The sequence below is a fragment of the Glutamicibacter sp. BS14 genome (genome assembly GCF_056934375.1).
This window is the reverse complement of record NZ_CM167801.1, coordinates 954,037-965,313: the sequence shown is the minus strand read 5'-3', so window position 1 is coordinate 965,313 and position 11,277 is coordinate 954,037. Positions and strand designations below refer to the sequence as shown.

The window sequence follows — 11,277 nt, the reverse complement described above, 5'->3', positions numbered from 1 at the left end:
TAAAATCAACAGTTAACAATCAACAGTTGATCTCCAAGATTGAGGGGCGCTTTATGGCTATGGCCGATTCTTCCTTGGTGGGGCTTCGGAAAAAGAGCCTGCGCGAGCAGGCTCTGATCGCCCTGCGCCGCGCCATCACGACCGGTGAACTGGAGCAAGGCACCCACCTAGTGGAAACAGAGCTGTCTGCCTCCATGCAGATCAGCCGGGGCACCTTGCGCGAAGCCTTGCGCCAGCTGGAGCAGGAGGGCCTGGTCTCCGCAGGCGAACGCGGCCGGTTGTCAGTTCGCCACCTGGACAACAAGGAAATCCAGGACATCTTCGCGGTGCGTGCCTCGCTGGAAACCCTGGCGGCAACGACGTTGCTGCAGCGCGAAGACCTTTCAGACGCTCTCGCGCAACTGCGCTCCGCGGTCAGCACCATGGAGCAACTCGAGGGCCATGAAATCGAGGAGCGGATCGAAGCGGATCTCGAGTTCCACCGCACTCTGTGCCGGCTGTCCGAGAATGACACCTTGCTGCATGCCTGGGAGCAGCTTGAGGGCTCCATCCGCATGTCCATCATGTTCGGCGGCTACGAACGCGGGGTGCGCAATATGGATGTCGCACGGCATTTCAAGCTGGTGGACACCATCGAAGCTGGCGACAGGGCCGCGGTAAGCGCGGAAATCTCCGAGCATATGCGCATTGCCGCCGAAACCCTGATGGGCTCATAGGACTCTTCTGCGGTCTGCCCATCTCGCTCCTCGAGGTGTTTGTGCTACGCCTCGATGCGGCGGGGCCCAACCGGACTTGTACCGGTTACGGTAATACGGTCTGGAAAGCCGGACGTTCATCGAACAAAGCGTTCAGTCGCCCCTGACAATGGTGCCGGACGGGATCGTTGATCCGCTCCTTTTTCCACGTGCTGCTCCTCGACTGGTTACGTCGCCACCACGAACCACCAAGCGGATAGTGATAGCAACACGGATCCTTACTATCATTTTCTAAGAAAGTGATAGTAAGGGGAATTCATACCATCGCTTTGGAGGGACCCATAGCCGGCTCCCTTTACGCCTGGCCTGCGTTCAGCTCCCCTATTTTGAGGTACCAAGAGCACTTCTGACTGCCGAAAATCCTCATACTCTTTTCCGGTGCTGAAGTTCGGCGATCGAGATGACCTGGACTTTGCGCAAATGAAAAAGCTCATCAAGAGCGATTTGACGCAAAAGCTTTCGCTATTGAAACCTCCCTGTTGCCCAGTGACCTAAGCCTACGCGCACGATCATTCACATTAATCAATGTGAACAAACGTATACTTTCGTAAAAGTGTACGTATATTCACCTTCTTGATTGTGCACGTACGTTCACTTATAATAATGTGTATATACGTGCACAACAGGAGGTTTCATGAATCGCGACGTTTCGACCCAAAAGGAACTCGGAGCTTTCGTGCATGATGCCCGGATGAAACTCGGCCTCACTCAAGAAGCCCTAGCCGACCGCGCAGGCGTTTCGCGCAAATGGCTTATAGGCCTGGAGCAGGGTGTACGCACGAGAGCTGAACTCGGCAAGGTGTTAGATACCTTTGAAGCACTCGGGATATCAATAAATCTTTCTTTCAATGCTGAACCCGAAATCGAGTCATCAGATGAAGACCGCTACCATTCGATAGCTCGTATCTCTCCGGCCGCGTCGGAAGCAATTAGAAAAGCCTCGAGTTTGGATCAGTCCTCTTTCCCAAGATTGGCACCCTCGAACATAGGTCAATCGGCCTTCCGAAAACTAGCCGCATCGGGTCTCGGCGAATCCTCATTCCAAAAGTTCGCCAAAGAACTGCGCAACCAAACAGGCATCCGAAACCTAGCCGCCTCCGATCTCGGTCAATCGGCGTTGCAACAGTCCCTTAGAAAAGGGTTGCCTAGTTCAGATGCTTCGACTTTCGATCGCAACTCAAGCACCGCGAACGACGTAGAAAGCGAGCAGGATCAAGCACTTCTTGATAATGACGAATGCAATGAACCGGACAATAAAGATGAGAACAACGAACAGGGCCCGCGATGAAAGAACTCGTGACCTTTTTATACGGGCAGCCTGTCGGAATCCTTCAACAAGATCATTCCGGTAACAGAAAATTTCAATTCGTCCCACAAGATTCTAGACAAGCCAGATTATCCCTGGCAATGCCCTATCGAGAGACCCCTTACCAGCGCTCTATTACTGATCCGTTCATCGAGGGGCTAATTCCGGAAGGCGAAGCTGTCCGCCAGTCGTTCGCTGATGACTTTGGCATTTCGGCAAAGAATCCCTTCGCCTTACTTGAGCATATTGGGTTTGAATGTGCAGGAGCAGTGCAGTTCGTACGGCCGGATGAAATTGATGAGTTAACGCGTTCCGCAGGTGAACTCGTGGCTTGCAACGACAATGAAATCGGTCAACGCATCAGGGTTTTATTTTCGTCTCCGAAAGGATCGTGGACTGTCGGTCGTGAAAGGTGGTCACTAGCTGGAGCTCAAAGCAAATTCGCTTTGAGATGGCAGGACGGATGGCATGAAGCCACTGGCAGCGAACCGACAACCCACATTTTCAAGCCCGGCATCCAAGATTTTCGAGATCAAGCACTCAATGAGCACCTATGCCTGAAGACTTTGGGACGCATGGGATTACAAGTTGCCGAAACCAACTTCACGCAGTTTGACGGGCAATCGACAATCGTGGTGAAACGGTACGATCGGCTTATTGAGGGAAACAACGTCTATCGGGTCCATCAAGAAGACTTCTGCCAGGCCACTTCGACCTTACCTACAAACAAGTACGAGTCGAACCGAGGACCCAGCGCACTCAAGATCATTAAGACCCTTCGAGAAGCTCGTGCTCCTGAAACTGAAGTTCAAAAATTCATTGAAGGCCTAATAGGAAATTACCTTTTGGGAGCTCCCGACGCACACGGCAAGAACTACTCGATACTCCATCTCCCTGATGGCCGTGTGCAGCTTGCGCCATTTTATGACATCGCATCTGGCTTGCCCTACGAACACGTTAGTAACGACGGTTTTCCGAAGAAAAACGATGGATTGCGGAAGGCCGCCATGTCCATCGGGGGCGAGCGACAGTTCGGGAGAGTCTCATCAAAGCATTGGTCAAGATTTGCTCGTGAAGCAAAAATAGATGAAGAGTGGTTGCGGATGACAGTGAGTGCGATGACGTACGCTCTGCCTATCGCCATGGCAGAAGTTTTCGAAAACGAATCCGAGGCCATAGGCAACAGCGAACTACCGAGCAAGCTTTATCCAAAGGTCGAACATCTCTGTGCGACAACTCAAACTCTTCTAGAGCATGACGTGTAGCTCGCTGGATCTGGAGAAGCCACCGCTTCCGTTTACGAACGGAAGCGGTGGCTTCATCTAAACTAAGTCAGAAGTTTTAGAGGCTAGTTCTCCCAGAATGGGTAGTCGATGTAGCCCTTTGGACCTTCAGTGTAGAAGGTCGCAAAATCTGGTTCATTCAGCGGCAGCTGTTCCTTCCAGCGGCGCACCAGATCCGGGTTGGCAATCGCAGGGCGTCCCACGACAACCGCTTCGCCCCAGCCTTCGGAAGCCACGCGTGCGGCTTCCTCATAGGTGGTGATCTCCGCGAAGCCGGTGTTCAGCAGCACCGGTCCGCCAAATGCCTCGCGCAGCGACTGGACCAGCTCGCCGGCTGGGTCATGGTGCAGGATGCTCAGGTTGGCCAGCCCCAGTGGCGCGATGCCCTGGACCAGCGCAGTGTAGGTAGCCAGCACATCCGCACGATCGTTTTCCACGGCACCCTGGACATTGTGTTCCGGCGAAATGCGCAGGCCGGTCTTGCCAGCGCCAATGGCGTTGGCTACTGCGGTCACGACTTCGATGACAAAGCTGGCCCGGTTCTCCGGGGAACCACCGTAGTTGTCGTTGCGGGTGTTGGCCGAAGGCGCCAGGAACTCGTGCAGCAGGTAGCCGTTGGCCCCGTGAAGCTCCACGCCGTCGAATCCGGCGGCGATGGCGTTGCGCGAAGCGGTGACGAATTCTTCGATGATCCTTGGGAGTTCTCCGGTGGCCAGGGCATGCGGAACCGGGTACGCGTGCTTGCCGGTGTAGGTGCGTGACTCGCCTTCAACTGCTATGGCGCTTGGCGCCTCGACGTAGTTTGCACCGGTGGTTTCCGGGTGGGTGACTCGTCCGGCGTGCATGATCTGGGCAACGATGAGGCCGCCTTCGGCGTGCACCGCATCGGTGACCTCCTTCCAGCCGGCAATCTGCTCCTCTGTGACCAGGCCCGGCTGGCGGACGAAGCCCTGGCCGGCAAAGCTCGGGTAGGTGCCCTCGCTGACGATCAGGCCCAGGGACGCGCGCTGGCGGTAGTACTCGACTACATCTGCGTTGGGCACGCCGTCCTTGCCAGAGCGAGAGCGGGTGAGCGGTGCCATGACCAGGCGGTTGGACAGCTTGAGGTCGCCGAGGGCGAGAGGGGAAAACAGATCCATGGGGCGGGACTCCTGAATTGGAAATTGTAGTTGCACAGCGTAACTACCTCCGCAAGCAACTTATTCCGTTTCGGCTAAAAACATGAGCTGGCTAACGGCTCCAAGGCATTGGAATCGCCTGAGGCTCATTGCTTGGATTCGCGGGCTCGCCAGGAGCAATAAACCAGCGGATGCGGCACAGCTCCGCACCGCATCCGCTTGATCCGACGGGCTATACGGCGGTGTAGCCACCGTCGACCAGGTGGTAGCTGCCGGTCACGAAGGACGCGGCATCGCTGGCCAGGAAGGCCACTAGCGCCGCCACTTCTTCCGGCTTGCCCAAGCGGGCGATCGGGTGCTTGTCGACCAGCGCGTCATAGGCTTTCTTGGGCATCTGCTGCAGCAGCGGGGTGTCGATGAAGCCCGGGGCCACGCTGTTCACGCGTACCCCTGAGGTGGCATACTCCACGGCGGCCGTCTTGCTCAGGCCCACCACGGCATGCTTCGTGGAAACGTAGGCGGAGCTGCCGGCGAAGCCCACCGAGCCGAGGATCGAGGCCATGTTCACGATGGACCCTCCCCCGTTCTCGCTCATGGCGTTGGCCTGGGCGCGGGTTCCGCGGAAGACGGCGTTGAGGTTCACGGAGATGACCTTGTCCCAGTCCTCGTCGGTCAGCTCGCCCACCTTGGCGGCGCGGCCGCCGATGCCTGCGTTGTTGACGCCGATCTTCAATGGAGCCATGGCGTTGGCCGCCTTGATGGTTTCGTCGATGACAGCCGAAGAACTGGCATCTCCTGCAACAGCTACGGCTTCTCCGCCTGCGGCCTTGATGGTTTCCACGGTAGCGCCAGCGGCCTGTGCATTGAGGTCCTGGACCACCACTTTGGTTCCGTTGGCGGCTAAGAGGATGGCGATAGCCTGCCCAATGCCCGAACCGGCGCCGGTGACTACTGCCGAACGATCTGCTACATCATACTGAGCCATGATGGACCCACTTTCCGTTTCAAGATGGTCACGGGATTTCCGTTGGCCTCATACCTTGGACGCTACTCCGATCCATCTCGAAAGTCGATGACGTGTCAATCAAAGGTCTATGAGCTCAGTCACTGCTCCGCAGAGCCAACCAGGCGACGCAGGTTGCTGCACGCCAGCATTGCCCGGGCCTATTCCCCGGTCATCGAAACGATGCGTCGGCGTACCATCTTGGCACCTTCGAGCAGGCCCTCGATCTTCTGCACTTCCAGCTTTTCAGTGTCCACACGGTGGCGCGGTGCCATGTAGGCGAGCATTCCGATGAGATCGTTGCCAGCGCCGCGGATCGGGACCGCCACGGAAATGATTCCCACTTCCAGCTCGTCAATGGTGCTTGCCCAGCCGCGTTCGCGGATCTGATCCAGCTCGGCGTCCAAGGCTTTCCATGTGGTGATCGTTTGGCTCGTCAGCTTTTCCAGCTTGCTTCCGGTAGCAATGCGGATCGATTCCTTATCCAGTTCGGAAAGGAGCAGCTTTCCGGTAGCCGAGGCATGCAATGGCCAGCGCTGGCCCTGCAGCTCGGTCATCGACATGCCAATGGCGCGCGGAGACGCTTGCTGCACGAGATCCAGGTCGTACTTCCCGTGGCGCACGCTCAGCGTCACCGTTTCGTTGAGCATGTCGGCGATCTCCACTACCACGTCGCTGACCCTGGATAGCAACCCCGGGGTGGGATCAACGTCCTGGGCAATGCGGGCCAGATCCCAGCCGAGGGTGTAGTGCGTGTCCTGGCGGTCGACGAACCCTTCTTCTTCCAGGGTCAGCAAGAGGCGGAAGACCGTGGCCCGGGCCAAGCCGATCTGCTTGGCGATCTCCGTGACCGTCAAGGGTTCCCCCCTGGCGGCAAGGGCGCGCAGCACCGCGATTGCCCGTGAAACCGACCGGTTTGCCGCCATGCCGCCAGAGGATTTTCCACTTGTTTCTCCCATGGAGGGGAACCAGCCTTTCGAATAGTCTTCTATTCAGCCTAGCCGGTTGACCGCAGGGTGAACACTCTGCCCATAAATCGAGCCAAGGCCCGATTACCCTTCGAGTGCGGCGCGCACCTCACGGGATACCCGCAACCCGCTCTCGATAGCACCGTCGAAGAAGCCGGCCCAAAGGTTGGCCAGGTCGCTGCCGGCCAGGTGCACTGCCCCTTCGGCACGCTGCAGCTCGGCTTGGCCCGTGGTGTAGGCCTGCGGCCGGTGGATGAGCCAGGTTTCCTTGGCGTAGGGATCCGCGTTCCAGTCGTGGGCCGCGATTTCCAGGACTTCCAGGTCATCGCGCCAGGCACGCAGCGCTTCCTGCACGTCCTCGATACTGGTGATGTCCAAGCGTGAGGCGTCGGCGCCGAAGGAGACCAGTACTGCATCCTCTTCGCCCACGAATTCCGTGCGTACCACCGAGAGCGGGTGCTCCTGGGTGGAGTACGCGAAGAATGGCTTGATCGGACCCTTCACCCGGATCCAGAGCTTGAGCCCCTGTGATGCGGTACCTGCCTGGCTCACCTCGCGCTTGACCGGCGACAGCGCAGGCTGGATATCCAGCTCGTGCAGGATGTTCAGCGGAACGGTGACAATGACCCGGCGAGCGCGCAAGCTCTCGCCGCTTGCCAGTACCACGGTGGCGCCCTGCTCATCGTGGGCAATCGAGGCCACTGGCGCATTCAGGCGGATCTCTCCGGGAACGTCGGATGCAATGGCCTTGACCAGCTGGTCATTGCCATCTTCCAGCCGGTAAACGGCGCTGGCCTCATGCATGACGCGCCATGCTCCGGAGGTGGCCGCGGTCCAGCGGATCGCTGCGCTGAAGCCGACCTGGTCCAGCGGCCCATTGCAATGCCCCACCCAGGCCGCTTCATTGGCCTGGCGCTCGTCATCGCTCAGATCCAGGCGGTCAAGGGCCTGCTGCAAGGTCAGCTGATCGGCCTGCGCGAACTGATCGTCATTGGAGACCAAGTCGGGGCGCGGCAGGAGCTTTCCGCTTTCGCCTACCAGGGCGTGCATGCCGTGGTCGATCAGGTCCATGAAGCCGGCCAGGTCCCCGCGCTGCACCTTGCCATCGGCATACCAGAAGGTCTCCTCGGACTTCGGGCCGCGGCCCGCGCGCAGTCCGTAGCGGGTGACCTCGGCCCACACGTGCGGCTGGGTCCAGTGCAGCCAGTTTCCGCCCAGCTCCAGGTGCTTGCCCAGGCGGTCCTCGGTGTAGAGGCGGCCGCCCATGCGGTCGCGCGCTTCGAGCACGGTGACCGAGTAGTCGGCTGCGCCCAGTTCGCGGGCGGCGGTCAGTCCGGCCAGGCCGGCGCCGATGATGATGACATCTGAGTCGTAAGTGTTGTCCATGGTTTTCCGGTCCTTTTCATGTGCCAGTCGTGTACTGGTAGCCACTGTATGGTGCGGCATCCCGGAGATCACTTATGCGGATGTATGATATTCATACTATTTTCATCACTGCGCACAAAACCCTGGAGAAAAGATGGCGGAACTGCTCACGATCGCCAAACTCATTTCTGATCCGGCCTTGGATACCAAGGTGATCGCCGGCCAGTCAGGCCTTGGACGCATCGTGCGCTGGGCGCAGACCAGCGAATCCGCTGAGCCGTGGCGCTGGCTGGGTAACGAGGAACTATTGATGTCCCTGGGCCTGAATATCCCCGCGGAAGCCCAAGAGCAGGCCGATTTCGTCCGCAAGGCGGATGCTGCGGGGATTGCAGGGCTGATCATTGGCCAGGATGGGCTCGCACCCGAGCTCACACGCGAGATGCTGCAGGCGGCCGATGAACTGACCTTCCCGGTGCTGTCCACGGGACCGCAAACCCCCTTCGTGGTGATCGCCCGGACAGTGGCCGCCGTGACCACCAACCAGCTGAACCGCTCGGTCCTGCTACTTTCCCGGATGTACCAGGAAGCCGGATCGCAGAACCGGAAGGGCAAGCGCAGCGGCGACTGGGTGGAAAAGCTGTGCTCGGTGGACATTGCTGTCCAGGACACGATGACCGGATGCCCAGTGATCGGCACACTGCCCACGAATGCGCATCGCCGCCACTCCCTGTCCACCATCCGCCCCACCCAATTGCTCGTCCCGGCCGACGCGCAACTGGATGCCCTGCTGCTGGTGCACCTCAAGCAGATCCTCGCGGTCGATGCCAATTCGCTGCTCCAGGATGCCGGCAATGCCGTCGCCGCGGCCGAAACTTCCCTGCGGCTGGGCCTGGCCGGCAAGCTGGGCGAACAGGATATCGATGGCGGTGCATGGATCACTGGGGAGCCCGGATTCCGGGTCGCCTGCGCCCCGGGAAAGCTGCTCGATGCCGTGGCGATGTCCCTGTCCTTGCACGGGTTGATGCCGCTAGCCACGTCGTGGAAGAACAACTCCATCGCCGTAGTGCGCGAGAAGGATCTTCCGGTGCTACGGACGATCGCCAGCGAATTGCAGGCCACTTTCGGACTAAGCTCACCGCAGCAGCGCTTCGCGGACCTCGAAGGCGCGGCGCAAGAAGCGCAGGGGGCGATTCCTTCTGAACCCCGGCCCGGAGAACTCGTTGAATTCTCCGGACTGCAGGTGTCACTGCTGGCCCGATCCGCCTCGGAAGCCGAGCGAATCGTCAGCATGGTGCTCGGCCCGCTGGCAGGCTCCAGCAACCAGGTAGCCGTGTACCGGGATTCCCTTTTCGCCTTGCTGGACCGCGACCTGCAATGGCAGCACACCGCAAATTTCTTGGGCATCCACCGGCAGACCTTGGCCTACCGGATCAAGCAGGCCGAATTGCTGACCGGGCGCAGCGTACGCAAAGTAGTGGATATCTCGGACTTCTACCTCGCGCGCAAGGCCTGGCCCGTGGTGCAGGCCTAGCCAGTACGCACCGGCTCCAGCGGATAATTCCCGCAATGCAAACCGCCCGGTGCGCGTTCCCTCCATCGGGAACGCCCACCGGGCGGTTGCTGCGAGGCATATCGAAGCTAGCTACTTGTTTCCGGAGCACGCGCTGGCACTGGGGCGAGAAGCATGGTGGAGGTATCCAGCAGCTCATTTTCATCCTGTCCCTTGGCCAGGGCCAGCGCTTCTTCGCGCGTGCGCACCACGGGCACCGAACCTAGCAGCGGACGAGATGCCGTCTCGCGCAGCTTGAAGGTGGCACAGAGCGCAATAACCGAGAAGAACATGATGTAGTAGGCCGGCGCGAAGTGGTTGCCCGTGGTATTCACCAGGATCTGGCTGACCAGCGGCGTGGTTCCGCCGAAAATGGAAATCGACAGGTTGTGGGTGACGCCCATTCCGCCGTAGCGCGAAGCGGTGGGGAACAGCTCGGACATGACAGCTCCGGTCATGGCCAGGAAGAACGCGCTGGGCAGGGCCACCATGAACAGCGAGAGGTACAGCGACCACATCGTGCCAACATGCATCAGCGCGAAGGCCGGCACCAGCAGGACCAGGTTGCCGATGGTCGCGATCATGTAGATCGGCCGCCGACCGATCTTGTCCGACCAGTTGGCTATCACGGGGATCAGCACCGCCTGGAGGACCAGCACCACCACAGCTGCCACCGCGGTATGCACCGCTGGCGAGCCGATCTCCGCTTCGAGATAGGTGGGCATGTAGCTGGTGAGCATATATCCGGAGGTGCCGTCCGCGGCGATCAAGGCGCAGCCGATGAGGATCTGCGGCCAGTAGTGGCGGAAGATGTTCGGCAGATTGTGGCGGACGAACATTGGATGGACCTCGCCGACCTCGGCAGCCTCGCGGGCCGCTTCGAAGGTCGGGGATTCCGGGATCTTGCTGCGCAGCGAAATCGCCACGATGCCCAGCGGCAGTGCCACCAGGAACGGAATGCGCCAGCCGCCGGCGAGCATCGCATTCTCGCCCCACGCCGAGGTGGTGATCGCGGAGGTGGCAGCGACAACTGCCGCACCGGCAGCGAAGCCGAGCATCGATCCCGAGTTCAGCAGGGAGGTCATGAATCCGCGGCGGTCATCCGGGGAGAACTCGGCCACGTAGGTTGCGGCGCCGGAGTATTCGCCGCCGGTGGAGAAGCCCTGCAGCATCTTGAGCAGGTACAGCGGGACGATCACCCACAGGCCGACCTGCCCAGCGGTGGGAAGCAAGCCAATCAGCGTGGTGGCTCCGGCCATCAGGGCGATGGTGAAGAACATGACCTTGCGCCGGCCGATCTTGTCCCCGAGCGGGCCCAGGATCATTCCGCCCAGCGGGCGGACGATGAAGGATACGGCGAAACCGAACAGCGTTACCAGCAGGCCCATGCTCTGGTCCATGCCTTCGGTGAAGACCGCGGTCATGGTCACTGCCAGATAGCCGTAGACCCCGATGTCATACCATTCGATGAAATTGCCAATGCCCGCGCCGATCTGTGCGCGGCGCAATTCCTTCTTGTCGACGACAATGCAGTCATCGGCGCGGAGCCTGCGCGATACCTTGGGCAACGCGGGACGCTGCATTCTCGATGATTCGCTCATCGTATTCTCTTTCCTGCCGGGAATTGGTTTCGAGATCTGATGCTCTCGCTGCGCATGAACTGCTGTGGAATTTTCACTTGCAATAGCGAAACAAGAACTTCATAACGTTCACCAGATGATCATGCTAGTTATCTAGTGAACACGACACTTCGGTGATGCACAACACATTCAGCAAAACATTTCATCGTCGGACCCAGCTCCGGGGCCCGGAAATTCAAGGAGTTCAGCTGCACGAACGGAGCTGACAAGGAGACTGAGATGATTTTTGCCGCCCTGGGCGTTGCGCAGAAATGTCCCGGATTAAACCCGCGACGGCGCAGGAGCATTGC

At 59.5% G+C, this 11,277-nt stretch carries 9 protein-coding genes; 4 read left to right on the top strand and 5 right to left on the bottom strand.

What is annotated here, in order from left to right; genetic code table 11:
- The first annotated feature begins 53 nt into the window (after positions 1–53).
- The 3 genes from AC1Z36_RS04595 to AC1Z36_RS04585 all read left to right on the top strand — a co-directional run bounded on the left by AC1Z36_RS04595 (position 54) and on the right by AC1Z36_RS04585 (position 3,326).
- Complete coding sequence (locus tag AC1Z36_RS04595; protein WP_105656053.1) at positions 54–716, top strand: GntR family transcriptional regulator; 663 nt, start codon at positions 54–56, stop codon at positions 714–716.
- Positions 717–1,389: 673 nt separating this feature from the next.
- A complete protein-coding gene (locus tag AC1Z36_RS04590) occupies positions 1,390–2,043 on the top strand; it encodes a helix-turn-helix domain-containing protein (RefSeq protein WP_105656052.1) in 654 nt (217 codons plus the stop codon).
- The gene (locus AC1Z36_RS04585; protein ID WP_133834786.1) at positions 2,040–3,326 is read left to right on the top strand and encodes a type II toxin-antitoxin system HipA family toxin; all 1,287 of its coding nucleotides are present in this window, start codon (positions 2,040–2,042) and stop codon (positions 3,324–3,326) included. Before AC1Z36_RS04590 ends, AC1Z36_RS04585 begins: the two co-directional genes overlap by 4 nt.
- 83 nt (positions 3,327–3,409) lie before the next feature.
- Here the strand turns inward: AC1Z36_RS04585 and AC1Z36_RS04580 are convergent, their stop codons facing one another.
- From AC1Z36_RS04580 to AC1Z36_RS04565, 4 genes are all read right to left on the bottom strand, one after another.
- On the bottom strand, positions 3,410–4,483 hold the full coding sequence (locus AC1Z36_RS04580) for an alkene reductase (protein ID WP_105659175.1): 1,074 nt from the start codon (positions 4,481–4,483) through the stop codon (positions 3,410–3,412).
- 211 nt (positions 4,484–4,694) lie between these two features.
- Positions 4,695–5,447, bottom strand: a complete 753-nt coding sequence (locus AC1Z36_RS04575; RefSeq protein ID WP_105659174.1) for an SDR family NAD(P)-dependent oxidoreductase — start codon at positions 5,445–5,447, stop codon at positions 4,695–4,697.
- A gap of 179 nt (positions 5,448–5,626) precedes the next feature.
- Positions 5,627–6,424, bottom strand: a complete 798-nt coding sequence (locus tag AC1Z36_RS04570) for an IclR family transcriptional regulator (RefSeq protein WP_105659173.1) — start codon at positions 6,422–6,424, stop codon at positions 5,627–5,629.
- A 93-nt stretch (positions 6,425–6,517) separates the two neighbouring features.
- Positions 6,518–7,819: a flavin monoamine oxidase family protein gene (locus AC1Z36_RS04565; RefSeq protein ID WP_133834785.1), complete on the bottom strand. Its 1,302-nt coding sequence runs from the start codon at positions 7,817–7,819 to the stop codon at positions 6,518–6,520.
- A gap of 133 nt (positions 7,820–7,952) precedes the next feature.
- Here AC1Z36_RS04565 and AC1Z36_RS04560 point away from each other — a divergent pair, with 133 nt between their 5' ends.
- A complete protein-coding gene (locus AC1Z36_RS04560; RefSeq protein WP_402696741.1) occupies positions 7,953–9,329 on the top strand; it encodes a PucR family transcriptional regulator in 1,377 nt (458 codons plus the stop codon).
- Positions 9,330–9,436: 107 nt separating this feature from the next.
- On the opposite strand, the gene AC1Z36_RS04555 is transcribed toward AC1Z36_RS04560, so the two are convergent.
- Positions 9,437–10,948 carry an MFS transporter gene (locus AC1Z36_RS04555; protein ID WP_286134432.1) on the bottom strand — a complete coding sequence of 504 codons (1,512 nt, stop codon included), beginning with the start codon at positions 10,946–10,948 and terminating at the stop codon, positions 9,437–9,439.
- Positions 10,949–11,277 lie beyond the last annotated feature (329 nt).

What these genes read in the sequence shown, in the direction of transcription:
- AC1Z36_RS04560 (WP_402696741.1), top strand. Translation starts at nt 7,953, where the DNA reads ATGGCGGAACTGCTCACGATCGCCAAACTCATTTCTGATCCGGCCTTG.
- AC1Z36_RS04595 (WP_105656053.1), top strand. Translation starts at nt 54, where the DNA reads ATGGCTATGGCCGATTCTTCCTTGGTGGGGCTTCGGAAAAAGAGCCTG.
- AC1Z36_RS04585 (WP_133834786.1), top strand. Translation starts at nt 2,040, where the DNA reads ATGAAAGAACTCGTGACCTTTTTATACGGGCAGCCTGTCGGAATCCTT.
- AC1Z36_RS04565 (WP_133834785.1), bottom strand. Translation starts at nt 7,819, where the DNA reads ATGGACAACACTTACGACTCAGATGTCATCATCATCGGCGCCGGCCTG.
- AC1Z36_RS04575 (WP_105659174.1), bottom strand. Translation starts at nt 5,447, where the DNA reads ATGGCTCAGTATGATGTAGCAGATCGTTCGGCAGTAGTCACCGGCGCC.
- AC1Z36_RS04570 (WP_105659173.1), bottom strand. Translation starts at nt 6,424, where the DNA reads ATGGGAGAAACAAGTGGAAAATCCTCTGGCGGCATGGCGGCAAACCGG.
- AC1Z36_RS04555 (WP_286134432.1), bottom strand. Translation starts at nt 10,948, where the DNA reads ATGAGCGAATCATCGAGAATGCAGCGTCCCGCGTTGCCCAAGGTATCG.
- AC1Z36_RS04580 (WP_105659175.1), bottom strand. Translation starts at nt 4,483, where the DNA reads ATGGATCTGTTTTCCCCTCTCGCCCTCGGCGACCTCAAGCTGTCCAAC.
- AC1Z36_RS04590 (WP_105656052.1), top strand. Translation starts at nt 1,390, where the DNA reads ATGAATCGCGACGTTTCGACCCAAAAGGAACTCGGAGCTTTCGTGCAT.